The sequence below is a fragment of the Pseudomonas sp. BRM28 genome, assembly GCF_002939405.1.
In the GTDB taxonomy this organism is placed as follows: domain Bacteria; phylum Pseudomonadota; class Gammaproteobacteria; order Pseudomonadales; family Pseudomonadaceae; genus Aquipseudomonas; species Aquipseudomonas palmensis.
Map to the genome: position 1 here is coordinate 1,999,759 of NZ_PEFV01000001.1, position 21,397 is coordinate 2,021,155.

The 21,397-nt window shown below is 65.7% G+C and carries 25 protein-coding genes; 19 read left to right on the forward strand and 6 right to left on the reverse strand.

Translation table 11 applies throughout. The features are described from left to right. Window positions 1–41: 41 nt before the first annotated feature. The 12 genes from ccmA (at window position 42) to CR917_RS09700 (ending at window position 8,866) form a co-directional block, all read left to right on the forward strand. Complete coding sequence (ccmA, locus tag CR917_RS09645; RefSeq protein WP_104572221.1) at window positions 42–674, forward strand: cytochrome c biogenesis heme-transporting ATPase CcmA; 633 nt, start codon at window positions 42–44, stop codon at window positions 672–674. Further along, window positions 671–1,339: a heme exporter protein CcmB gene (ccmB, locus tag CR917_RS09650; protein ID WP_104572222.1), complete on the forward strand. Its 669-nt coding sequence runs from the start codon at window positions 671–673 to the stop codon at window positions 1,337–1,339. Before ccmA ends, ccmB begins: the two co-directional genes overlap by 4 nt. Before the next feature lie 43 nt (window positions 1,340–1,382). Then, complete coding sequence (locus CR917_RS09655) at window positions 1,383–2,159, forward strand: heme ABC transporter permease (protein ID WP_043861839.1); 777 nt, start codon at window positions 1,383–1,385, stop codon at window positions 2,157–2,159. After that, a complete protein-coding gene (gene ccmD, locus CR917_RS09660; RefSeq protein ID WP_043861840.1) occupies window positions 2,156–2,332 on the forward strand; it encodes a heme exporter protein CcmD in 177 nt (58 codons plus the stop codon). The genes CR917_RS09655 and ccmD overlap by 4 nt, the downstream gene beginning before the upstream one ends. Continuing rightward, a complete protein-coding gene (ccmE, locus tag CR917_RS09665; RefSeq protein WP_058542048.1) occupies window positions 2,329–2,784 on the forward strand; it encodes a cytochrome c maturation protein CcmE in 456 nt (151 codons plus the stop codon). Before ccmD ends, ccmE begins: the two co-directional genes overlap by 4 nt. Window positions 2,785–2,795: 11 nt before the next feature. Continuing rightward, on the forward strand, window positions 2,796–4,769 hold the full coding sequence (locus CR917_RS09670; protein WP_167400228.1) for a heme lyase CcmF/NrfE family subunit: 1,974 nt from the start codon (window positions 2,796–2,798) through the stop codon (window positions 4,767–4,769). Further along, complete coding sequence (locus CR917_RS09675; RefSeq protein ID WP_043861843.1) at window positions 4,766–5,302, forward strand: DsbE family thiol:disulfide interchange protein; 537 nt, start codon at window positions 4,766–4,768, stop codon at window positions 5,300–5,302. Before CR917_RS09670 ends, CR917_RS09675 begins: the two co-directional genes overlap by 4 nt. Further along, complete coding sequence (locus CR917_RS09680; RefSeq protein WP_043861844.1) at window positions 5,299–5,775, forward strand: cytochrome c-type biogenesis protein; 477 nt, start codon at window positions 5,299–5,301, stop codon at window positions 5,773–5,775. Before CR917_RS09675 ends, CR917_RS09680 begins: the two co-directional genes overlap by 4 nt. Further along, window positions 5,768–6,952, forward strand: a complete 1,185-nt coding sequence (gene ccmI, locus CR917_RS09685; protein ID WP_100634349.1) for a c-type cytochrome biogenesis protein CcmI — start codon at window positions 5,768–5,770, stop codon at window positions 6,950–6,952. Before CR917_RS09680 ends, ccmI begins: the two co-directional genes overlap by 8 nt. A 10-nt stretch (window positions 6,953–6,962) precedes the next feature. Beyond that, window positions 6,963–7,373 (forward strand): hypothetical protein, encoded by a 411-nt coding sequence (locus CR917_RS09690; RefSeq protein WP_104572223.1) that lies wholly within the window; start codon window positions 6,963–6,965, stop codon window positions 7,371–7,373. Between the two features lie 49 nt (window positions 7,374–7,422). Then, entirely contained in the window at window positions 7,423–8,361 is a 939-nt protein-coding gene (locus CR917_RS09695) for a 2-hydroxyacid dehydrogenase (protein WP_104572224.1), read from the forward strand. Between the two features lie 91 nt (window positions 8,362–8,452). Then, complete coding sequence (locus CR917_RS09700) at window positions 8,453–8,866, forward strand: GFA family protein (protein WP_043861848.1); 414 nt, start codon at window positions 8,453–8,455, stop codon at window positions 8,864–8,866. On the opposite strand, the gene CR917_RS09705 is transcribed toward CR917_RS09700, so the two are convergent. After that, on the reverse strand, window positions 8,859–9,752 hold the full coding sequence (locus CR917_RS09705) for a LysR substrate-binding domain-containing protein (protein ID WP_054915613.1): 894 nt from the start codon (window positions 9,750–9,752) through the stop codon (window positions 8,859–8,861). The genes CR917_RS09700 and CR917_RS09705 overlap by 8 nt on opposite strands. 156 nt (window positions 9,753–9,908) lie before the next feature. Between CR917_RS09705 and CR917_RS09710 the strand changes: the two genes are divergently transcribed. The 5 genes from CR917_RS09710 to CR917_RS09730 all read left to right on the forward strand — a co-directional run bounded on the left by CR917_RS09710 (window position 9,909) and on the right by CR917_RS09730 (window position 13,432). Continuing rightward, window positions 9,909–10,841: a DMT family transporter gene (locus CR917_RS09710; RefSeq protein ID WP_043861850.1), complete on the forward strand. Its 933-nt coding sequence runs from the start codon at window positions 9,909–9,911 to the stop codon at window positions 10,839–10,841. A gap of 91 nt (window positions 10,842–10,932) precedes the next feature. After that, window positions 10,933–11,271: an FKBP-type peptidyl-prolyl cis-trans isomerase gene (locus CR917_RS09715; RefSeq protein ID WP_043861851.1), complete on the forward strand. Its 339-nt coding sequence runs from the start codon at window positions 10,933–10,935 to the stop codon at window positions 11,269–11,271. Between the two features lie 80 nt (window positions 11,272–11,351). Continuing rightward, window positions 11,352–11,963 (forward strand): hypothetical protein, encoded by a 612-nt coding sequence (locus CR917_RS09720; protein WP_043861852.1) that lies wholly within the window; start codon window positions 11,352–11,354, stop codon window positions 11,961–11,963. 13 nt (window positions 11,964–11,976) lie between these two features. Then, on the forward strand, window positions 11,977–12,564 hold the full coding sequence (locus CR917_RS09725; protein WP_043861853.1) for a hypothetical protein: 588 nt from the start codon (window positions 11,977–11,979) through the stop codon (window positions 12,562–12,564). A gap of 205 nt (window positions 12,565–12,769) precedes the next feature. Continuing rightward, complete coding sequence (locus CR917_RS09730; RefSeq protein WP_058542044.1) at window positions 12,770–13,432, forward strand: hypothetical protein; 663 nt, start codon at window positions 12,770–12,772, stop codon at window positions 13,430–13,432. A gap of 3 nt (window positions 13,433–13,435) precedes the next feature. Here the strand turns inward: CR917_RS09730 and CR917_RS09735 are convergent, their stop codons facing one another. The 3 genes from CR917_RS09735 to CR917_RS09745 form a co-directional block, all read right to left on the reverse strand. Continuing rightward, window positions 13,436–14,113: a hypothetical protein gene (locus CR917_RS09735; protein ID WP_043861855.1), complete on the reverse strand. Its 678-nt coding sequence runs from the start codon at window positions 14,111–14,113 to the stop codon at window positions 13,436–13,438. Next, window positions 14,113–15,009: a hypothetical protein gene (locus CR917_RS09740; protein WP_143516676.1), complete on the reverse strand. Its 897-nt coding sequence runs from the start codon at window positions 15,007–15,009 to the stop codon at window positions 14,113–14,115. Before CR917_RS09740 ends, CR917_RS09735 begins: the two co-directional genes overlap by 1 nt. A 98-nt stretch (window positions 15,010–15,107) precedes the next feature. Then, entirely contained in the window at window positions 15,108–15,545 is a 438-nt protein-coding gene (locus CR917_RS09745) for an Lrp/AsnC family transcriptional regulator (RefSeq protein ID WP_043861856.1), read from the reverse strand. A 131-nt stretch (window positions 15,546–15,676) separates the two neighbouring features. Between CR917_RS09745 and CR917_RS09750 the strand changes: the two genes are divergently transcribed. Beyond that, window positions 15,677–16,582, forward strand: a complete 906-nt coding sequence (locus CR917_RS09750) for a DMT family transporter (RefSeq protein WP_054915609.1) — start codon at window positions 15,677–15,679, stop codon at window positions 16,580–16,582. A gap of 81 nt (window positions 16,583–16,663) precedes the next feature. Further along, window positions 16,664–17,584 (forward strand): class I SAM-dependent methyltransferase, encoded by a 921-nt coding sequence (locus CR917_RS09755; protein ID WP_088515613.1) that lies wholly within the window; start codon window positions 16,664–16,666, stop codon window positions 17,582–17,584. An 82-nt stretch (window positions 17,585–17,666) separates the two neighbouring features. Here the strand turns inward: CR917_RS09755 and CR917_RS09760 are convergent, their stop codons facing one another. After that, window positions 17,667–19,118 (reverse strand): PepSY domain-containing protein, encoded by a 1,452-nt coding sequence (locus tag CR917_RS09760; RefSeq protein WP_104572225.1) that lies wholly within the window; start codon window positions 19,116–19,118, stop codon window positions 17,667–17,669. 48 nt (window positions 19,119–19,166) lie between these two features. Further along, window positions 19,167–21,320 (reverse strand): TonB-dependent siderophore receptor, encoded by a 2,154-nt coding sequence (locus CR917_RS09765; RefSeq protein ID WP_104572226.1) that lies wholly within the window; start codon window positions 21,318–21,320, stop codon window positions 19,167–19,169. Window positions 21,321–21,397: the final 77 nt, after the last annotated feature.

A 21,397-nucleotide genomic window follows, 5' to 3' on the forward strand; every position in this document is an offset into this window, starting at 1 on the left:
CAGGCCCGGACCGACTTGAGACCGAACCATAAGGCGAACCTGTGACCCCTCGACTCGAAGCTGTGGGCCTGGCCTGCGAGCGCGACTGGCGAATGCTTTTCGAACACCTCGAACTGCACCTGGCGGCCGGTGACATGCTGCAGATCAGCGGCCCCAATGGCAGCGGCAAGACCAGCCTGCTGCGCCTGCTCAGCGGGTTGATGCGGCCCACCAGCGGTGAAATCCGCCTGGACGGCAAGCCCTTGGCCGAGCAGGGCAGCGAACTGGCCAGGATGCTGCTGTGGATCGGTCATTCGGCCGGCATCAAGGACCTGCTCACCGCCGAGGAAAACCTGGCCTGGCTGTGCGCCCTGCATCAGCCTGCCAGCCGCGAGGCGATCTGGCAGGCACTGGCGGCCGTGGGCCTGCGCGGCTTCGAAGATGTTGCCTGCCATACCCTGTCGGCCGGCCAGCAGCGCCGCGTGGCGCTGGCGCGGCTGTACCTGGACAGCCCGCCGCTGTGGATTCTCGACGAACCCTTCACCGCCCTCGACAAGCAGGGCGTGGCCCAGCTCGAAGCGCACCTGGCGGCGCATTGCGAGCGCGGCGGCATGGTCGTGCTGACCACCCACCACACGCTGGCGCAGACGCCGTCCGGCTACCGAGAACTGAACCTGGGGCAGTACGCGGCATGAGTGTGTTCGTTCATTTGCTGCGCCGAGAAGCGCAGGTGCTGTGCCGCCGTCCGGCCGAACTTGCCAACCCATTGGTGTTCTTCGCGATCGTGATCGCGTTGTTCCCGTTGGCGGTCGGGCCGGAGACGCAATTGTTGCAAAAATTGTCCCCTGGGTTAGTCTGGGTGGCCGCCCTTTTATCCGTTCTGCTCTCGCTGGACGGGCTGTTTCGCAGTGATTTCGAGGACGGATCCCTCGAGCAGTGGGTCCTTTCGCCGCACCCCCTGGCGCTTCTGGTATTGGCAAAGGTGCTGGCACACTGGGCCTTTTCCGGTCTGGCACTGGTATTGTTGTCGCCGCTGCTGGCACTGATGCTCGGTTTGCCGGTGCAATGCCTGCCGGTACTGCTGGCCTCGCTGCTGCTCGGTACCCCGGTACTGAGCCTGCTGGGTGCAGTGGGCGCAGCCTTGACCGTGGGTTTGAAGCGCGGTGGCCTGCTGCTGGCACTGCTTATTTTGCCGTTATATATCCCGGTGTTGATCCTGGGCAGTGGCGCCTTGCAGGCGGCACTGCAAGCTATGCCGGCGACCGGTTACCTGCTCTGGCTTGGCAGCCTGACCGCCCTTGCAGTAACCCTGGCACCCTTTGCAATAGCGGCTGGCCTGAAGATCAGCGTCGGCGAATAATGAGGTCTGGGCCCCGCCCAGCAAAGACCCTGGATGTACCGTGATGAAAAGCAGCGCAATAAGCTGGACGTGGTTTCACAAGCTGGGTTCACCCAAATGGTTCTATGCCATCAGCGGCCGCATGCTGCCGTGGCTGAGCATCGCCGCCATCCTGCTGATCGCCGTGGGCGTGGTCTGGGGCCTGGCCTTCGCCCCGCAGGACTACCAGCAGGGCAACAGTTTCCGAATCATCTACATCCACGTGCCGGCGGCCATGCTGGCGCAGTCGTGCTACGTGATGCTGGCGGTGGCCGGCGTGGTCGGCCTGGTCTGGAAGATGAAGATCGCCGACGTGGCACTGCAATGCGCCGCGCCCATCGGCGCCTGGATGACCGTGGTGGCCCTGAGCACCGGTGCCATCTGGGGCAAGCCGACCTGGGGCAGCTGGTGGGTTTGGGATGCACGACTAACGTCGATGCTGATCCTGCTGTTTCTGTACTTCGGTCTGATTGCCCTGGGCCAGGCAATCAGCAATCGTGAGAGCGCGGCCAAGGCCTGCGCGGTACTGGCGATTGTCGGCGTGATCAACATTCCGATCATCAAGTACTCGGTGGAGTGGTGGAACACCCTGCACCAGGGCGCCACCTTCACCCTCACCGAAAAGCCGGCGATGCCTGCCGAGATGTGGCTGCCGCTGCTGCTGACCGTGCTGGGGTTCTATTGCTTCTTCGGGGCGGTGCTGCTGTTGCGCATGCGCCTTGAAGTGCTGCGGCGCGAGGCACGCGCCAGTTGGGTCAAGGATGAAGTGTTGGGCCACCTGGGGCGGGAGACCGCACGATGAGTTTTGCCAGCTTCAATGATTTCCTCGCCATGGGCCATCACGGCCTCTATGTCTGGTCGGCCTATGGCATCTGCCTGCTGGTGCTGGCCATCAATGTTGCCGCGCCCGTACTGAGCAAGCGCCGGTATCTGCAAGAAGAAGCGCGCCGCCTGCGCCGGGAGAAGTCCAAGTGAATCCGCAACGCAAGAAGCGTCTGTTCATCATCCTCGGCCTGCTGGTGGGTGTCGGCGTCGCCGTCGGCCTGGCCCTGAGCGCGCTGCAGCAGAACATCAACCTGTTCTATACCCCTACCCAGATCGCCAACGGCGAAGCCCCGCTCGATACCCGCATCCGGGCCGGCGGCATGGTCGAGGCCGGTTCCCTGCAACGCTCCGGCGACTCGCTGGACGTGCGTTTTGTGGTCACCGACTTCAACAAGTCGGTGCCCATCACCTACCGCGGCATCCTGCCCGACCTGTTCCGTGAAGGGCAGGGCATCGTCGCCCTGGGCAAGCTCAACGCCGAGGGCGTGGTGGTGGCCGACGAGGTGCTGGCCAAGCACGACGAAAAATACATGCCGCCCGAGGTCACCAAGGCCCTGAAGGAAAGCGGCCAGGTGTCCACCGACGGCGGAGCCAAGCCATGAATGCTGCACTGATGATTCCCGAGCTGGGCCAGTTGGCGATGATCCTGGCCATCTGTTTTGCCGGCGTTCAGGCCAGCGTGCCGCTGCTCGGCGCCTGGCGGGGCGACAGCCTGTGGATGAGCCTGGCACGCCCGGCGGCGTGGGGTCAGTTCGCCTTCCTGGCGTTTGCCTTCGCCTGCCTGACCCATGCCTTCATGACCGACAACTTCTCGGTGGCGTATGTGGCCAGCAACTCCAACAGCGCCTTGCCCTGGTACTACAAGTTCAGCGCCGTGTGGGGCGCCCACGAAGGCTCGCTGCTGCTGTGGGCGCTGATCCTGGGCGGCTGGACCTTCGCCGTGTCGATCTTCTCGCGCCAGTTGCCGCAGGTGATGCTGGCCCGGGTGCTGGCGGTGATGGGCATGATCAGCGTGGGCTTCCTGTCGTTTCTGATTGTTACCTCCAACCCGTTCCAGCGCCTGCTGCCGCAGGTGCCTGCCGATGGTCGCGACCTCAACCCCCTGCTGCAGGACATCGGCCTGATCGTACACCCGCCGATGCTCTACATGGGCTACGTGGGCTTCTCGGTGGCCTTCGCCTTCGCCATCGCCGCCTTGCTCGGCGGGCGCCTGGACGCGGCCTGGGCACGCTGGTCGCGGCCCTGGACCATCGTGGCCTGGGCGTTCCTGGGCATCGGCATCACCCTGGGCTCGTGGTGGGCCTACTACGAACTCGGCTGGGGTGGCTGGTGGTTCTGGGACCCGGTCGAAAACGCCTCGTTCATGCCGTGGCTGGTGGGCACCGCACTGATCCACTCGCTGGCCGTCACCGAGAAGCGCGGCGTGTTCAAGAGCTGGACCGTGCTGCTGGCGATCGCTGCATTTTCGCTGAGCCTGCTGGGCACCTTCCTGGTGCGTTCCGGCGTGCTGACCTCGGTGCACGCCTTTGCCGCCGACCCCGAGCGCGGCGTGTTCATCCTGATCTTCCTGCTGTTCGTGGTCGGCGGTTCGCTGACCCTGTTCGCCTTGCGCGCCCCGGTGGTCAAGAGCCAGGTCGGGTTCGCCCTGTGGTCGCGGGAAACCCTGCTGCTGGCCAACAACCTGGTGCTGGTGGTGGCGGCCTCGATGATCCTGCTGGGCACCCTGTACCCGCTGGTGCTCGATGCACTGACCGGGGCCAAGCTGTCGGTGGGGCCGCCTTACTTCGATGCGCTGTTCATCCCGCTGATGGCCCTGCTGATGGTGGTGATGGCGGTCGGCGTGATCGTGCGCTGGAAGGACACCCCGACGAAATGGCTGGTGAGCATGCTCACCCCGGTGGCGATCGGCAGCGTGGTGCTGGCACCCATCGGCGGGCTGCTGGTGGACGACTTCGACTGGCAGGTACTGACCACCTTCGCCCTGGCGGCGTGGATCCTGCTGGCCGGCGTGCGCGACCTGCTCGACAAGACCCGTCACAAGGGCCTGCTCAAGGGCATGCGCGGCCTGAGCCGCAGTTACTGGGGCATGCACGTGGCGCACCTGGGCATCGCGGTATGCGCCCTGGGCGTGGTGCTGTCGAGCAACAACAGCGCCGAACGCGACCTGCGCCTGGCGCCGGGCGAGTCGATGGAACTGGGCGGCTACCAGTTCGTGTTCGAAGGCGCCAAGCATTTCGAAGGACCGAACTTCACCTCCGACAAGGGCACCGTGCGCGTGCTGCGGGACGGTCGTGAAATCAGCGTGCTGCACCCGGAAAAACGCCTGTACACCGTGCAGCAGTCGGTGATGACCGAGGCCGGCATCGATGCCGGTTTCACCCGCGACCTGTACGTGGCGCTGGGCGAGTCGCTGGACAACGGCGCCTGGGCCGTGCGCGTGCACGTCAAGCCGTTCGTGCGCTGGATCTGGCTGGGCGGCCTGCTGACCGGCCTGGGCGGCCTGATGGCGGCGATGGACAAGCGGTATCGGGTCAAGGTGAAAAGCCGGGTACGTGAAGTACTGGGCATGTCGGGAGCAACTGCATGAAGCGTTGGATCATGGTGCTGCCGCTGGCGGTGTTTCTGCTGGTGGCGGTGTTTCTGTACCGGGGCCTGTACCTGGACCCGTCCGAGCTGCCCTCGGCGATGATCGGCAAACCCTTCCCGGCGTTCTCGCTGCCGACCGTGGAAGGCGACCGGACCCTGACCCGCGACGACCTGCTGGGCAAGCCGGCGCTGGTCAACGTGTGGGCCACCTGGTGCCCTTCGTGCAAGGTCGAGCACCCGGTGCTGAACAAGCTGGCCGAGCAGGGCGTGGTGATCTACGGGGTCAACTACAAGGACGAGAACGCGGCTGCGATCAAGTGGCTGACCGAGTTCCACAACCCCTACCAGATCGGCATCCGTGACGAGCACGGCACCCTCGGCCTGGACCTGGGTGTGTACGGCGCGCCGGAGACCTTCATTATCGACGCCAAGGGCATCATCCGGCACAAGTTCGTCGGCGTGGTCGACCAGACCGTGTGGCGCGAGCAACTGGCGCCGCTGTACCAGGGCCTGCTCGACGAGGCCGGCCAATGAGGCGCTGGCTGGCAGGCGCGCTGCTGGGCCTGAGCATCGCCGGCGTGGCCCACGCGGCCATCGACACCTATCAGTTCGCCGACGACGCCGAGCGCGAGCGTTACCACGTGCTGACCAAGGAACTGCGCTGCCCCAAGTGCCAGAACCAGGACATCGCCGACTCCAACGCACCGATTGCCGCCGACCTGCGCCGCGAGATCTTCCGCATGCTCGGCGAAGGCAAGGACAACCAGCAGATCATCGACTTCATGGTCGACCGCTATGGCGACTTCGTGCGCTACAAGCCGGCCCTGACGGCGCGTACCTGGCTGCTGTGGTTCGGCCCGGGCATCCTGCTGCTGGGCGGCTTCGGCATGCTGGCGCTGATCGTGCGCAAGCGCCGTACCCAGGCGGCGGGCGGCACCGTTGACCTTTCCCCCGAGGAGCGTGAGCGCCTCGCTAAACTGCTGGACAAAGAACGCACCCATGACTGAATTCTGGCTTCCCGCAGGCCTGCTGTTACTGGTAGCCCTGAGCTTTCTGCTGATCCCGGTGTTGCGCGTGCGTCGTGCGCAACAGGAAGAAGACCGTACCGCGTTGAACGTGGCCCTGTACCAGGAGCGCGTGGCCGAACTGCAGGCCCAGGGCGAGGCCGGTGTGCTCACCGCCGAGCAACTGGACCGTGGCCGCGACGAGGCCGCCCGCGAGCTGCTGGCCGACACCGACAACGCCGAGCCCGACCGCAGTGCGCGCCTGGGCAAGACCTTGCCGCTGCTGGCCGCGGTGCTGGTGCCGGTGATGGGCCTCGGGCTGTACCTGCACTTTGGCGCCAGCGACAAGGTCGAGCTGACCCGCGAGTTCGCCCAGGCGCCGCAGTCGGTGCAGGAGATGACCTCGCGCCTGGAGCGTGCGGTGCAGGCCCAGCCAGACTCGGCCGAAGGCCTGTACCTGCTGGGCCGTGCCTACATGGCCCAGGAACGCGCCGCCGATGCCGCCAAGGCCTTCGAACGCGCTGCCGCCCTGGCCGGGCGTCAGCCTGAGCTGCTTGGGCAATGGGCGCAGGCGCTGTACTTCGGTAACGGCAAGCAGTGGACAGCGCAGATGCAGGCGTTGACCGACGAAGCGCTCAAGGCCGATCCGGCGGAAGTCACCAGCCTGGGGCTGCTGGGTATCGCCGCGTTCGAGGACGGGCGCTACCAGCAGGCCATCGACTACTGGAACCGTCTGATTGCCCAGCTGCCCGAGGGCGATGCCTCGCGTGCCGCGCTGCAGGGCGGCATCGAGCGTGCTGGCGAACGGCTCAAGGCCGCGGGCCAGGCGCCGGCCACCAACGCACGCCTGACGGTGCGGGTCGAGCTGGCGCCGGCGCTCAAGGACAAGGTGCGTCCCGATGACAGCGTGTTCATCTTTGCCCGCGCCAGTTCCGGGCCGCCGATGCCGCTGGCGGCCAAGCGCGTGACCGTGGCCGACCTGCCGATCGAGGTTCAGCTCAGCGACAGCGATGCGATGATGCCGAACATGAAACTGTCGAGCTTCCCCGAAGTCCAACTGGTTGCGCGCGTCTCCCGTGCCGGCCAGCCGACCAAGGGCGAGTGGATCGGCCGTGGCAGCCCGCTGGCCAGCAGCACCGAGGCGCCGCAGCACCTGACCATCGACAGCCCGGACCCGTAGAGAGCTCACTATGAACAGCATCGCACGCCTCACCCTGATCGCCCTGGCCGTGGGCTTGAGTGCGTGTACGGTGCATCGGCCCAGCGAGCCCACCGTGCCGCCGATCGAAACCCTGCCGCCGACCGGGCCGGTGATCAAACCGGTGCCGGGGCCCAAGCCAAGTACCCCGGCCACGCTGCCGACGCCCAAGCCGATGCCACGCACCTCGGCAAGCTTCGCGCCGCCGCCGGGTGGCGCCAGCCACTGGGACCCTAAACTCGGGGTGTACGTGCTCGAAGGCAAGACCAACACCTTCTACCGCCAACGCACCTACTACCGCTTCAGCAATGGCTGGAGCTGGGCCACCAGCCCTGACGGCCCCTGGCAGGACACCGACAGCAGCGGCGTGCCGGGCGGCCTGGGACGGGCTTTCGCCCAGTAAGCCCAAGCCGGCATAATGCCCCTTTTTGCGAATGGCCAGGGGGCAGGGCATGACACACAAGGTACTGGTGCTGGTAGAAACGGTGGATGACTACCTGCCCTTGCTCGAACAGGCCGGCTTCGAGCTGATTCGGGCACAGACCCCGGCCCTGCGTGCCGAGGCCATCGCCCGCCACGGCGGCGCAATCGATGCGGTACTGACCCGCGGGCCGCTGGGCTTGCGAGCCGACGAAATCGCCGCCTTGCCCCATCTGAAAATCATCTGCGTCATCGGCGCCGGCTACGAGGAAGTGGACCTGGCAGCGGCTGCTGCGCGTGACATCACCGTGACCAATGGCGCCGGTGCCAACGCCACGGCGGTGGCCGACCATGCCCTGGCGCTGCTGTTCGCCATCGTGCGCGATATTACCCGTGCCGATGCCACCACCCGCCTGGGGCAGTGGAACCGTGTGATCAGCCCGTCGCTGAGCGGCAAGCGCCTCGGGGTACTGGGCCTTGGCGCGACGGGGTTGGCGATTGCCCGGCGTGCGGCGCTGGGCTTCGACATGCAGGTCAGCTACCACAACCGCCGGCCACGCACCGACGTGCCCTACACTTGGTGCGAAAGCCCGCTGGCGCTGGCGGGGGAGGTGGACTTTCTGATCGTTGCCACCCCGGGCGGGGCCGGTACGCGCCACCTGGTCGACGCGGCGGTACTGGACGCACTGGGGCCTCAGGGTTTTCTGGTGAACATTGCGCGGGCCAGCGTGGTGGACACCGATGCGATGGTGGCGGCGTTGCGCGAAGGGCGTATTGCCGGGGCCGGGCTGGATGTGTTCGATGCCGAGCCTGAAGTGCCGCAGGCACTCAAGGCGCTGGACAACGTGGTGCTGACCCCGCATGTGGCCGGACAGTCGCCGGAAGCGGCGCGCGATACGGTGGCGCTGGTGCTGCGCAACCTGCAGGCGTTCTTTGCCGGGGAACCGGTGTTGACCCCGGTGACGGCGTAATCCGCTGTAGGAGCCGGCCTTGCCGGCGAAAGGGCCGGGGCCGACTGCTGCTAGACTTCAGCCCTACCGCTCACCGCAAGGACCCTGCACCATGTCCCAACCCCAGGAAAAACACGGCAGCTGCCTGTGCGGCGCCATTCACCTCAGCGTCAGCCTCGACAACGCCAGCGTCAGCGCCTGCCATTGCAGCATGTGCCGCAAATGGTCCGGTGGCCCGTTGATGGTGGTGCACAGCACCCAGACCCTCAGGCTCAGCGGCGACACCCCGCGCATCTACGATTCCTCCGAGTGGGCCCAGCGCGGCTTCTGCGGCACCTGCGGCACCCACCTGTTCTATCGCCTCAAGGCCGGCGGCTTCGACGCCGTGCCGGTGGGCGTGCTCGATGGCGAGAGTGACTGGGCGCTGGAACTGCAGATCTACATCGATCAGAAGCCGGGTTACTACTGCTTCGCCAACCAGACCCGGACCCTCACCGGCGCCGAGGTGCAAGCGCAGTTCAGTTGAGCGCCAGCAACCAGTCCCTGAACACCTGGGCCGCCGGCGAGCACACACGCTGCCTGTCGTGCACCAGGTAGTCGGCCTGGCCGGTGTGCACGACGAATTCCGACACCGGCCGCACCTGCCCGCTGGCGATGCGCTCGCGGGCCATGAACTCCCAGCCCAACCCCACCCCCATACCCTGCATCACTGCGTCGAACACCAGGGTGATCTGATTGAATGTCACCGCATCGGCCGGCGCCTTGTAGCGCACCCCCAGGTGCGCGAACCAGTCGGGCCAATCCAGACAGTTCCAGGCCGAGGCATCCAGCTGGATCAGCGGCAGGGCCTGCAGCGCCGCCAGCGAATCGGCTGGCGGCAGGGCCCGCTGGGTGCTGACGATGGGGTAGATGCATTCATCGAACAGCTTGTCGGCCTGCAGTGAACTCCAGCGGCCATGGCCGTACAGCACGCCGAAGTCATAGTTGCCCACCACGCGTTCATCCATCTCGTTGCTGGCATGGATGTTCACTGTCAGCTCGGGGTGTTGTGCGTTGAAGCGCAGCAGCCGCGGGAACAACCAGTACTGTGCCACCGCATGGGTGCAGATCACGCTGACATTGCGGCTGCCGTGCCCGCTCTTGAGGCGCAATACGTTGGCCAGCAGGCTGTCGAGCATCGGCTCGACGATGGCATTGAAGCCACTGCCGGCGGCGGTCAGGGTGATGCCGCGGGCGCGGCGTTCGAACAGCGGCGCACCCAGGTGTTCTTCAAGCAGCTTGATCTGTTTGCTCACCGCGCTCTGGGTCAGCGACAGCTCGGCGGCGGCGCGGGTGAAGCTGCCGGTGCGTACCACCGCCTCGAAAGCGATCAGGGTATCCAGCGGGGGCAGGTGACGGCTGAAGCGGCTCATTGCGGTGTCTTCGGTTCAGGGAATGGCTGGATGGTAAACCCGGTGCTTTGCGCTTTAAAGGTATTCCCCATGGGAATGCCTGCATGCCGAATGATCTTTTGCCTGGACGCCTGCATTTGGCTAGCCTGCGTGCTCTGAAAAACGAGGAGCAGGCAAGTGAAACGGGGTGTGGCGTATGCCGGCGTGGCTGGTGCGATGTGGGGCATGGTGCTGATGGTGCCGCAACTGCTGCCGGAGTTCAGCCCGGTGCTGCTGGCCTGTGCGCGGTTCGTCCTGCTGGGGGCGGTATCGCTCGCGCTGCTGCTGCCAATGCGCAAGGCGCTGCGTCAGCTCGAACGGGCAGACGTGTGGATGCTGGCGCGCCTGGCGCTGATCGGCAACCTGCTGTACTTCATGTGCCTGGTGGCGGCGATCCAGCGCCTGGGCGTGGCGCCGGCATCGCTGATCGTTGGTGTGCTGCCGCTGACCATCACCCTGTACGGGCGCAATGACAGCGGCGCGGTGGCCCTGTCGCGCCTGGCCGGGCCGTTGGCGCTGATCCTGGCGGGCATGCTGTGCATCAACCTGCAGACCTTCGCGGTGGAGCCGGGGGCGGTGCAGGACAAGCTCGCCGGGCTGCTCTATGCGCTGGCCGCGCTGGCCTGCTGGACCTGGTACGCCACCTACAACAGCCGCTATCTCAAGCAGTGCCGGCACCTGGACAGCCATCAGTGGTCGGTGCTCACCGGGGTGGTGACCGGCGTGTTCAGCCTGGTGCTGGTGGCGCTGCTGTGGGTGTGGCAGCCGCAGCAGTTGCAGGTGCAGGCCACTGCTGAGCGCTGGCAGCTGTTCTGGGCGTTCAGCCTGGGTTGCGCGCTGTTTGGCTCGTGGCTGGCGGGGGTGTTGTGGAATGCGGCAGCCAAGCGCATGCCGCTGACCCTGAGCGGGCAGTTGATCGTGTTCGAGACCCTGTTTGCCTTGCTGTATGCGTTCATCTGGCGCCAGAGCGGGCCGAACCTGCTGGAGGGCGCGGCGATCGTGCTGGTGGTGGGCGGGGTGTGCTGGTCGATGCGCCAGCACGAGCCGGTGACAGCCGGCGCCACCTCATGATCCGCGTTCGCTCCCCACAGCCTTGCAAAACACGGCCATTGCTGCGAAAACGCATCGGCAGAAAACGTCCCATAGCCGTCAGAGATCACCCATGAGCAACGAACTTCAAATCATCGACCTCCAGTTGGGCGACGGCAAGGCGGCCGTCAAGGGGGCGCTGATCACCACCCAGTACACCGGCTGGCTGGACGATGGCAGCGTATTCGATTCCTCCCACCAACGCGGCAAGCCGTTCCAGTGCGTGATCGGCACCGGCCGCGTGATCAAGGGCTGGGACCAGGGCCTGATGGGCATGCAGGTGGGCGGCAAGCGCAAGCTGATCGTGCCGGCGCACCTGGGTTACGACGCGCGCAGCGTAGGCAGCATCCCGCCGAATTCGACCCTCACCTTCGAGATCGAGTTGCTCGAGGTCCTCACCCGCGACGATTGAGGGCTGAGTCATTCTCATTACAGTCTTTGGCCCTGATGCCGATAACAGCCTGTCTCTCACCCGAAGCAAGGACATTTTGCGTGCTGCGTACTTTCTGTTTTCTTTTCCTGGCCTGCCTCGGCCTTACCGGTTGCTACTCCTTCACACCGGTGGGCCCGATCGGCGAACCGGTCACCGTGGCCGACAACACTGCACAGCGGGGCGCCCAGATCGCCGACGTGGCCATCACCGCGCCCGACCTCAAGGATGACGTGCGCCTGAACATCAGCCGCCAGCTCACCGCACAGATCAGCCACTACGTCGACCGCGGCGAGTACTTCACCAAACTGGTGGAATTTCCCGCCACCCTGGGCGAGCAGGATGTAGTGCTCAAGTTCACCATCACCTCGCTCAAGGGCAAGCGCACCACGCACCCCGGTTACGTTCCCGGCGCGTTGGTGACGCTGACGTTCTGGATCTGGTTCAACGGCCCGATCTATGTCGACAAGTACGACCTGGCCGGCGAGCTGGTGATCGAAGACCGCGACGGCAAGCGCCTCACCCGCGTCACCGAGCAGGTCAAGCTCGACAACAATGTCGGCCTGTACGACAACGACTATGCCAACGGCAGCCTGGGGGGCGTGCAGTTGCGTCAGCTGATCACCAGGTTGCTCGACACCGCGACGGCTGCCCCGCAATTGGCCACTCACTGAAAGGAATTCAACCATGCGTCATTGCCTAATGGCCCTGTTGCTGGCCCTCAGCACGGCCCTGACCGGCTGCATCAGCTACTCCCAGCACCAGTTGCCGGTGGTCGAAGCCTGGCCGCCGCTGCCTGCCGCCGATGCGGCGCCCGCGCACAAGACCGCCTATGTGCGCTTCAACACACTGTACGAGTTCAACGGCCAGCCGCGCGCCAGCAACGCCAACCTGATGCGTTTCGAAAAGACCCTGGTGCAGAGCTATGAACAGAGCGAGCGCTTCACACGGGTGACCAGCGAGAAGGTCGACTCTGACGTGTACGCCTACGTCACACTCAGGAACAACGAGCAAGGCAACGTGCTGGCGGCGACGCTGACCGGTGCGACGCTGTTCATCATCCCGTCCACCTTCGACAACACCCTGACCCTGGAGACGCTGTACAAGGACCGTGAAGGCAAACTCATCGGCAAGGTCAGCAAGAGCGAAACCATCACCACCTGGATGCAATTGCTGTTGATCTTCGCGGTGCCGTTCAACGATTCGGGCGATGCCATCATCGAGCACCTGAGCCGCAGTTCGGTTGAAGAAGCGATCCGGCGCAAGCTGATCTGAGCGTCATCATCGCGAAACATCCCTGCGCCAGACTGGCGCGGGCTCAAGGCTGAGCCGGCACGGATGAACCAAACGGGTTTGCGACACTCTCAAGCACGCCCGTTTCCACGGATGGAACGACAGACAGGGATCACCCCGCAGCCTCGGCTGCGGGGTGGCACAGGCGGGTCAGCCTCAACCCTATTTGTCGCAAAGAGCCCGTGCCATGAAGTTGCCCTCCTTTTTTCGGCGTTATCGCCCTGCGCTGTTTTCCGTTCCGCTGGTCGTCGGCGCCACCCTGCTGACCTTCGAAGCGCTCGAAAGCCGAGCCCAGCCGGTGGACGGCACCCAGACCCTGGTCTTCCTGCGCCACGCAGAAAAGCCCGGCGAAGGCCTCGGGCAACTGAACTGCCAGGGCCTCAACCGCGCCCTGGACCTGGCCACTCTGCTCCCGGAAAAATTCGGCCCCGCCGACTACGTGTTTGCCGCCAACCCCAGCCGCGAAGTGGAGGAGGGCAGCAACGACAATGCCTACAGCTATATCCGTCCGCTGATGACCATCAGCCCGAGCGCGATCAAGCTCGGCCTGCCGGTGAACATCGACTTCGGCGCCAACGACACCGGCGACCTGGCCGACGAGCTGCTGCAGGACAAGTACCGCAACGCCACGGTCTACACAGCGTGGTCACACGGCTACCTGCCCGAGCTGATCAACACCGTGGCCGGCAAGGCGCTGGGCGAAAAACGCACCATCACCGACGACTGGGACGGCGAGGATTTCGACTCGCTGTATGTGCTGACCCTGACCTGGCACGACGGCAAGGCCAGCCTGCTCAGCCGCAACTACAAGCAGGGGCTGGACAACGGCGACCTCGCCTGCCCGAGCTGAGGGCTAGTTCACCACCTCGAAGCGTGCGCTGGCCTCGCGCCACTCGAACGTCTTGCCCAGGCAATACGGGCTGGAGGGGATGAGCACCTGGGTGGCGCCACCCTGCAGGCGTACCTGGACGGTGTCGATACCCTTGCTGCGACAGCCCGGCACCTTCACCTCCAGCGTCTGCTGCAGCTTGCCGGTGGCCTTGTCCATCACCTGGATGGTTTCGAGGGCGGCATAGTCCATGTCCATCGGCAACTGGAAGTAGAAGCGTTCGGTGGATGCGGCCTGGGGCAGTACCGCGCCCGGCGAGGGTGTCTGCAGGCCGATGTCGGCCACCAGCTTGAGCGTGAAGGGCAGCTGCTTGCCGCTGGCGTAGGCGGTCCAGGTGCCTTGCAGCGGCTGGGCACGGCTGCTGAAATCGGCTTTCTGGAAATGCAGACGCGCGGTGGGCAGGCCGCCGCTGTCCAGTTCGTCCATGGCGAAGTTGTAGGTATCGGTGTTGCGCGTGGGCTTGAGCCGGATCGGCGTGTGGTAGCGCTCGTAGTAGTAGATACCGGTCACGTAGTCGTTGGTGCGCTCGATCACCAGCGTCACCGGCAACCCGCCGAGTTTGCCCTGGTACACGGAATGGTAGGCCAGGGCATTGGCGCTCAGGCACAGCAGCAGGCAGGCGAACAGGGTACGAAACGGCATCAGAAAGGCTCCACGCTGTGGCGCTGCCACACCAGTTGCTTGGGGTCGACGAAGTGGTAGTACTGCCAGTCGCTGGTCCCGGTGTCGTAGTTGCTGCCCTGGCGCTGGGCTACCCAGCCGGGGGCGGGGAACTTGAGCGCGCCCTTGTCGCCCAGCGCTTCGAGTTCGGTGTGGCGTTGGTAGGTATTGCTGGTGGGCTGGTACAGGTAGAACTGGTCCGGCTCCTGGTTGGCGCCGCCGGTGGCGCGCTGGCCGATGGGCGAGGCCCTGAAGTCGATGATGCCGTCACCGTTGTAGTCGGCGAAGGTCAGGGTGCGGGTGCCGTTGAACGCCAGCGCCAGGTTGTCCAGCACCTGCAGTGTGCTGCCGCTGGCGAGGTCGATGATGGTGATGCGATCGACCTTGCCGGTGTATTCGCCCTCGGCCTTGCTGGCGTGCACATAGAAGCTCTTGCCGCGGTTCTGCGGCTGTTGCAGCAGCTCGCCTTGCCAGCTGGAGCGCTGCTCGTCGCTGAAGCGGGTCTGGCGCGTGAGGCTGAAGGGCACGCGTTCGCGGGTGCGCAGGTCGATCCATTCGCCACTGAAGTCGCGATCGTGCGTGAACACGAAGGGGCGCACCCGCAGTGCTGCGGCGGGCATGCGCGGGTTGTCCATGATGTTGATCAGCAGTGGCACGTCCTTGCTGTAGGGCGTCACTTCCAGTGGCTGGCTGGTGTGGTGCTCGGTGTCCAGCAGGTAGCCTTGCACGTACTCGTACTGCGAGGTGTATTGCAGGGCGACCTCGACCTTGCGCTCGCCGAGGGTGCCCTGGTACAGGTTGATCGGGTCGGTGGCGTGGGCGCTGGTGAAGGCCAGCGCCAGGCCCAGCATGCAGAGGGGCCTTGGGAAAGCGAACATGGTGACGGTGCGTCCTTGCGGGAGAGGGGCGCAAGGCTAGCATATGTGTGGAACGTGCCGTTGCTCTGCGAATCCCGCGCCGCCCGCCAGTATGGCGCTTATGCCATCGGCGGCAGCCGTCGCTTCACCGGGCTTTTCTTGACGATGGCGGTGTTGGTTTCGGCGTGGCTGTTGAGCTTGTCGAGCAAGGTGTCGAGCTGCTCCATCGAGCGTACATGCAGGCGCGCGATGAAGCAGTCGTCACCCGTGACCTTGTCGCACTCGGTGAACTCGGGGATGGCGATGATCTGGCGCTCCACCTCCTGCAACTGCCCCGGCAACGGACGAATGCGCACGATGGCCTGCAACTGGTACCCGAAGCTGCGCGGGTCGATGTCGACCGTGTAGCCCTTGAGCACGCCGCGTTCTTCCAGGCGACGCAGGCGCTCGCTGACGCTGGGCGCCGACAGCCCGCTCAGGTGCGCCAGCGCCTTGAGCGAACGCCGCGAGTCTTCCATCAGCGCCTTGATCAACAGCTGGTCGATATCGTCAGTCATGCAATCCTCGTCAGGCAGATCAATGAAATTGCCTTGATAAAAAAGGCAAGGCTTGAGTCTAGCCTTGTTTTTGCTATGGAGTGCCCTGGCTTCTTGCTCGCATAATCTGTCCATCGTCTGGGAGGTGAGAGATGGACAATTCAATACGCCGTGGGTCGTTGGAAATGGTCGCCGCGATGCTGATATCCGGCACCATCGGCTGGTTCGTGCTGGTGTCGGGGCAACCGGTGCTGGACGTGGTGTTCTGGCGCTGCGTGTTCGGCGCCGGCACGCTGTTGCTGGTGTGCGCCGTGCTGGGCTTTCTGCGGCCGGGCATCCTCACACGTGCCAGCTTTGCCCTGGCGGTACTCAGCGGGGTGGCCATCGTGGGCAACTGGGTGCTGCTGTTCGGCTCCTATTCACGGGCCTCGATTGCCATCGGTACGGCGGTGTACAACGTGCAGCCGTTCATGCTGGTGGGGCTGGCGGCGGTGTTTCTGGGTGAAAAGCTCAGTGTGCCCAAGCTGTTCTGGCTGGGGGTGTCGTTTGCCGGGATGCTGGCCATTGTGAGTGCCCACGGCAGCGGGCAGGGCAGTGGCGAGGATTACCTGCTGGGCATCGCGCTGGCGCTGGGCGCGGCGTTTCTGTACGCGGTGGCCGCGCTGATCATCAAGCGTCTGAGTGGCACGCCGCCGCACCTGATCGCGCTGATCCAGGTGAGCACCGGTATCCTGTTGCTGGCGCCCTTTGCCAATACCGGCGGCCTGCCGGGCACTGCGGGGGCGCTGGCCAGCCTGGTGACGCTGGGTATCGTGCACACCGGCCTGATGTACGTGCTGCTGTATGGCGCCATCCAGAAACTGCCGACCGCGTTGACCGGGGCGCTGTCGTTCATCTACCCGATTGCGGCGATCTTCGTCGACTGGTTTGCCTTTGGCCATCGCTTGAGCGCGCTGCAATGGCTGGGGGTGGCGGCGATTCTGCTGGCGGCTGCCGGCATGCAGCAGGGCTGGTGGTGGAGGGCGAGCGGCAAGTTGCACGCCACAAGCGACAAGTAAACAGGCGCCCGGCGCAAACTTGTCGCTTGCTGCGTGAAGCTTGCCGCTAAAATAGCCCTTTTTGTCCCAGTGAATCCTGCCATGCCGATTGCCACCCTTCACGCCCACCTGCTCGGTGCCCTGAACCCTGCGCCTGCCGAAACCCGGCGCCTGTTCCATGGGCGCGGGCGCTGCTGGCCGGGGCTCGAACAGATCACCGTGGACTGGCTGCAGGGCGTGCTGCTGGTCTCGCTGTTTCGCGAACCGCCCGAAGGGCAGCTGGCCACGCTGGAGCAGATGCTGCGCACCCTGGCCGCCAGCCCTGGCTGGCCCGGGCAGGCGATTCTGATTCAGCACCGCTACCTGCCCGATAGCCCCGGCCAGTGGTTGCTGGGCGAGCCGAGCGAGCACCGCGTGATCGACGAGGATGGCCTGCGCTATCAGCTGGACCTGGGCCTGAAGCAGAACACCGGGCTGTTCCTGGACATGCGCTATGGCCGGCGCTGGGTGCGGGAGCAGGCGGCGGGCAAGCGGGTGCTCAACCTGTTCGCCTACACCTGCGGGTTTTCGGTGGCAGCGATTGCCGGGGGGGCCGAGCAGGTGATCAACCTCGATATGGCGCGCTCGGCCCTGAGCCGCGGGCGCGACAACCATCGGCTCAACGGGCATGACCTGGGGCGGGTGGGGTTTCTGGGGCATGAGCTGTTCAAGTCATGGGGCAAGGTGCGCAAGAGCGGGCCGTATGACCTGATCATCATCGACCCGCCGACGTTCCAGAAGGGCAGCTTTGTGCTGACCCAGGACTACAGCAAGATCCTGCGCCGCCTGCCGGAGCTGTTGAGTGAAGGCGGCACGGTGCTGGCGTGCGTGAACGACCCGGCCATCGGGCCTGACTTTCTGATCGAGGGGATGGCAGCCGAGGCGCCGGGGCTGGTGTTCGTGGAGCGTCTGGCCAACCCACCGGAGTTTGCGGACAGTGATCCGGTGGGCGGGCTGAAGGCGCTGGTGTTTCGCCAGGGGTGACCGGGGTGGATTGTTCGCCGGCAAGGCCGGCTCCTACAGGGTTTGCGTTGTCTGTAGGAGCCGGCCTTGCCGGCGAATGAGGCTAGCGGCGCAAACGCCGCCACCCCATCACCACACCACTTACGCTCAGCACCAGCCCACCCAGGCTGAGCACAATCATCCACCCATCCCACAACGGCCGCCGCGTCAGCAGCGGTAGCCAGTCCCAGCTGTGCAGCAACGCGAACAGCCAGCGTGACGCGCGCCGTGGCTGGTCCAGCTGCCCCAGTACTTCACCGGTGTACAGGTCCAGATGCAGCCAGGTCTGCGCCGGGTCGTCGAAGCGCACCCGCAGCACCGGCAGACGCTTTTCAAGATGCCCGAGCATGCTCTGCTCGGCCCGCGCGTAGTAGTAGAAGTCGTAGGCCTCCAACTGCTGCACCTGCATCGCCGGCCCGATCGCCCGCGCCGCCTGCTCCAGCACCGCCCGTGGCAGACGCTGCAGCACCTGGCCGTCGTGCATCGACAGTACCCGCGTGCGTCCCGCGCCGTCCTGGCCCACCACATACCCCGCGCCACCGATCAGCCGCCACTCCAGCTCGCGGGCGGTGAAGCCCTGGTCGGCAAAGCGCGCCAGTGCCTGGGGCACCGACAGCGGGAACGCCGCCGCATTCAGCGGCCCGCCCTGATACGCCGAGGTATCCAGCGGCTGGGCACTGCTGAACAGCCGCCACGGGTTCATCGACATCAGCCCACTGAAAATCCAGGTGATGGCCAGGGCACCGAACAGCAACCCGCCCACATGGTGCCAGCGTGCCCAGCCCTTGTACGGCGAACGCGAACCGCTGCGGTAGGGCCGGCTGAAGCGCCAGCGCATCACACCCACCACCGCGCCCAGCAGCGCCATCACGCTGGCCGCCAGCGACAGGTAGATCACCAGGTTACTCCACAGCCCGTCCAGGCCGATGCCGCGCAACGGATACAGCCAGTGCAGCCAGGCGCCGATCAGGTTCCAGCCGCGCTCGCTGGCGCTGGCATCGCGCACCACTTCGCCGGTCTGGCCGCTGATGTACAGCAAGGTGCCGTCCGTATCGCTCAACTGCACGCGATGCAGCGGCCGGTGCGCATCCAGTGCGCGCGAATGGCTCCACAGGTCTTCCTGCACCGCGTCGCGATAGGTCAGCGGCGCATGCGGGTCGTGTTGCCCGGCACTGGCCAGCGCCCGTTCGCGGGTGGTGGGGGCGATGCGCTGGCCGCTAGTTGCGTCCACCGCCAGGGCCTTGCCGCTGGCATAGTCGAACAGGTAAAGCGCCTGCCCGGCCACGCTGCTCAGGCGTATGCGTGCAGGTTGCGGATCGGCCACCGCCAGCGCCTCGCCCAGCGAGACGCAACAGCCCTGCGCCGATAGCGCCGGCAGGTGCGCCAGGTGCTCGCGCGGGGTCAGCTTGGGGTAGCCCACGTACAGCATCACCATGCCCGAGACGAACCACAGCGCCATGAACACGCAGGTCACGATCCCCAGCCAGCGATGCCACAGATACAGATAACGCTTCATTGCAACGCTCCATCAGGGCCAAGGCGCGAACGCCCCGGCCCGGCCCAGTCAGAAGCGGGTCTGCACCGCCAGTTCGAAGGTGCGCGGTGCACCCAGGTAGAGCATGCTCGACGAGGTCCAGCGTGCGTACACCTCGTCGGTCAGGTTGCGCACCCGCGCGGTGATGCGCGTGTCGGCATCCACCTTGTAGCCGACGAAGGCCCCGAACAGGGTGTACGACGGCGCGTAGCGGGTGTTGGCCGCATCGGCGTACACCGACGACACATAGCGGCTGTCGCCGCCCACCTGCCACTGCGGGTCCAGGTCGTAGGTCAGCCACAGGTTGGCCACCCGGTCCGGGGTGTTGGTGGGGGTGTTGCCCTTGCGCGAGAACGACTGGCCGCCGACGTTTTCGTTGAACGCGTCGTACTGCGCATCGACATAGGCGAAGTTGCCTTCGGCCAGCAGTTGCGGGGTGACGCGCAGCGCCGCCGCCACCTCGATACCGCGTGACGACTGCTTGCCCACCGGCTGGGTGAAGCCGGGGTTGGCCGGGTCGGCGGTGGCCAGGTTGTCGCGCTCGATGCGGTAGGCGGCCACGGTGGCCGAACCGCGTCCGTCCAGAAAGTCGAACTTGCTGCCCACCTCCAGCTGCTTGCCGGTGCTCAGGTCGAAGTCGCGCACCTGGCCGAAGCTGGCGGTGGTGAGCATGCCGGCGGGCGGGTCGGCGGCGGTGCTGTACTGCACATACACGCTGGCCGACGGGGTCAGCTCGAACACCAGGCCCACACGCCCGGTGGTGGGCTGGTAGCGGCGTTTGAACTGCGCCGGGTTGGCCTCGTTGACGGCGCGGTAGTTGCGTACCTGCAGGTCGATGCTGTCGTGGCGCAGGCCCGTCAGCAGGGTCAGGCGATCGGTCAGGGTCAGGCGGTTCTCCAAAAAGCCGGCCCAGGTGTCGACCGTGTTCTGACGGTTCTTCTCGTAGCCGGGGAACATGCCCGGCAGGTCGTAGAAGTGTCCCGGGTCGAAGTGGTCGGGGTCGACGCTGCCGGCAGCGGTGCCCGAGCGCGGGTAGGTCATCTGCACGTTGTGGCTGTAGTCCAGGCCCGTCGACCACTGGCTGCGCAGGCCGAACAGCTGGCCGTCATGCAGCAGTTCCACGCGGTTGCCGTTGAGCTCCTGGTCGTGCCGTTGCAGCAGGCTGCCGGCGCGTTGCACGCGGCTGTTGTCGGCGTTGTAGGTGTAGGTCTCGAGATTGCGGAAGTTGCGCTCGGCGTTGTAGTGGTAAAGCGTATTGCGCAGCGAGGTGGCGTCGTCGAAACGGTACTCGGTGATCGAGCGCAGCCAGCGCACGCGCTGCTCGTAGCGCCCGTCCTCGACGTTGTAGTTCTCGAAGCGCCGGCTCTTGTCGACCTTCATCTGGCTGCCCAGCGGGTTGAGCACCGGGCTGCCCCAGTAGGGGCTGTCGACGCTCTCGTTCTGGTATTCGAGTGCCAGGGTGTGGGACAGCTGGTCGTTGATGTCGGTCAGCAGCGAGAACGCCACGCTCCATGCATCGCGCTCCTCGCGGTCGACGTAGCCATTGCTGCGGGTATGGCTGAAATCCAGGCGCGCATGGTTGGTGTCGTTGAGTGCGTGGTTGAAGCCGAACGAGGTCTCGCTGCTGTCGTAGCTGCCATAGCTGACGCGGCCTTCGTTGAAGTCTTCGTCGCGGTTGGCCAGCTTGGTGATGTAGTTGATCGAGCCGCCTACGGCGCCGGCGCCGAACAGGAAGCTGGACGGGCCGCCGACCGCTTCGACGCGGTCATAGATCCAGCTGTCGACCGGGCGTGCGGCGATCGAGTCGTACTGCACGCTGATGCCATTGAACAGCTGGGTGATCTGCGCCCCGGAAAAGCCCCGGTACGATACCGAGCCGGCCGAGCCGGGCGGGGAGGCGGCGTTCAGGCCGGGTACGCCGGCGAGCATGTCCTGGGTGGTCCTGGCGCCGCGCTGTTCGATCTGCTGGCGGTTGACGATGCTGATCGAGGCCGGGGTTTCGCGGGGCGTGAGGCCCAGGCGCGAACCGGTTTGCGAGGGGGTGTCGAGCAAAACGCCGTCCACCGGAATCGGCCGGTCGCTGACCAGTACATCGGGCAGCACGAGTGCCTCGTCGGCAACGGCGTTGAGCGACAGGGCGCAGAGCAGGGCAGTGCAGCCCTGCAAACGTGGGAAAGGGGTCATTGAGCGAACTCTGCAGGTGAGCCAACGGCACCCCCGCGCAGTGGCGCAGGCGTGTGCCGGTACGGGCAGCGGCAAGG

What these genes read in the sequence shown, in the direction of transcription:
- CR917_RS09695 (WP_104572224.1), top strand. Translation starts at nt 7,423, where the DNA reads ATGACACACAAGGTACTGGTGCTGGTAGAAACGGTGGATGACTACCTG.
- CR917_RS09725 (WP_043861853.1), top strand. Translation starts at nt 11,977, where the DNA reads ATGCGTCATTGCCTAATGGCCCTGTTGCTGGCCCTCAGCACGGCCCTG.
- CR917_RS09765 (WP_104572226.1), bottom strand. Translation starts at nt 21,320, where the DNA reads ATGACCCCTTTCCCACGTTTGCAGGGCTGCACTGCCCTGCTCTGCGCC.
- CR917_RS09735 (WP_043861855.1), bottom strand. Translation starts at nt 14,113, where the DNA reads ATGCCGTTTCGTACCCTGTTCGCCTGCCTGCTGCTGTGCCTGAGCGCC.
- CR917_RS09750 (WP_054915609.1), top strand. Translation starts at nt 15,677, where the DNA reads ATGGACAATTCAATACGCCGTGGGTCGTTGGAAATGGTCGCCGCGATG.
- ccmB (WP_104572222.1), top strand. Translation starts at nt 671, where the DNA reads ATGAGTGTGTTCGTTCATTTGCTGCGCCGAGAAGCGCAGGTGCTGTGC.
- CR917_RS09705 (WP_054915613.1), bottom strand. Translation starts at nt 9,752, where the DNA reads ATGAGCCGCTTCAGCCGTCACCTGCCCCCGCTGGATACCCTGATCGCT.
- CR917_RS09690 (WP_104572223.1), top strand. Translation starts at nt 6,963, where the DNA reads ATGAACAGCATCGCACGCCTCACCCTGATCGCCCTGGCCGTGGGCTTG.
- CR917_RS09760 (WP_104572225.1), bottom strand. Translation starts at nt 19,118, where the DNA reads ATGAAGCGTTATCTGTATCTGTGGCATCGCTGGCTGGGGATCGTGACC.
- ccmD (WP_043861840.1), top strand. Translation starts at nt 2,156, where the DNA reads ATGAGTTTTGCCAGCTTCAATGATTTCCTCGCCATGGGCCATCACGGC.
- CR917_RS09755 (WP_088515613.1), top strand. Translation starts at nt 16,664, where the DNA reads ATGCCGATTGCCACCCTTCACGCCCACCTGCTCGGTGCCCTGAACCCT.
- CR917_RS09730 (WP_058542044.1), top strand. Translation starts at nt 12,770, where the DNA reads ATGAAGTTGCCCTCCTTTTTTCGGCGTTATCGCCCTGCGCTGTTTTCC.
- CR917_RS09740 (WP_143516676.1), bottom strand. Translation starts at nt 15,009, where the DNA reads ATGTTCGCTTTCCCAAGGCCCCTCTGCATGCTGGGCCTGGCGCTGGCC.
- CR917_RS09675 (WP_043861843.1), top strand. Translation starts at nt 4,766, where the DNA reads ATGAAGCGTTGGATCATGGTGCTGCCGCTGGCGGTGTTTCTGCTGGTG.
- CR917_RS09700 (WP_043861848.1), top strand. Translation starts at nt 8,453, where the DNA reads ATGTCCCAACCCCAGGAAAAACACGGCAGCTGCCTGTGCGGCGCCATT.
- CR917_RS09655 (WP_043861839.1), top strand. Translation starts at nt 1,383, where the DNA reads ATGAAAAGCAGCGCAATAAGCTGGACGTGGTTTCACAAGCTGGGTTCA.
- CR917_RS09680 (WP_043861844.1), top strand. Translation starts at nt 5,299, where the DNA reads ATGAGGCGCTGGCTGGCAGGCGCGCTGCTGGGCCTGAGCATCGCCGGC.
- CR917_RS09715 (WP_043861851.1), top strand. Translation starts at nt 10,933, where the DNA reads ATGAGCAACGAACTTCAAATCATCGACCTCCAGTTGGGCGACGGCAAG.
- ccmI (WP_100634349.1), top strand. Translation starts at nt 5,768, where the DNA reads ATGACTGAATTCTGGCTTCCCGCAGGCCTGCTGTTACTGGTAGCCCTG.
- CR917_RS09670 (WP_167400228.1), top strand. Translation starts at nt 2,796, where the DNA reads ATGATTCCCGAGCTGGGCCAGTTGGCGATGATCCTGGCCATCTGTTTT.
- CR917_RS09745 (WP_043861856.1), bottom strand. Translation starts at nt 15,545, where the DNA reads ATGACTGACGATATCGACCAGCTGTTGATCAAGGCGCTGATGGAAGAC.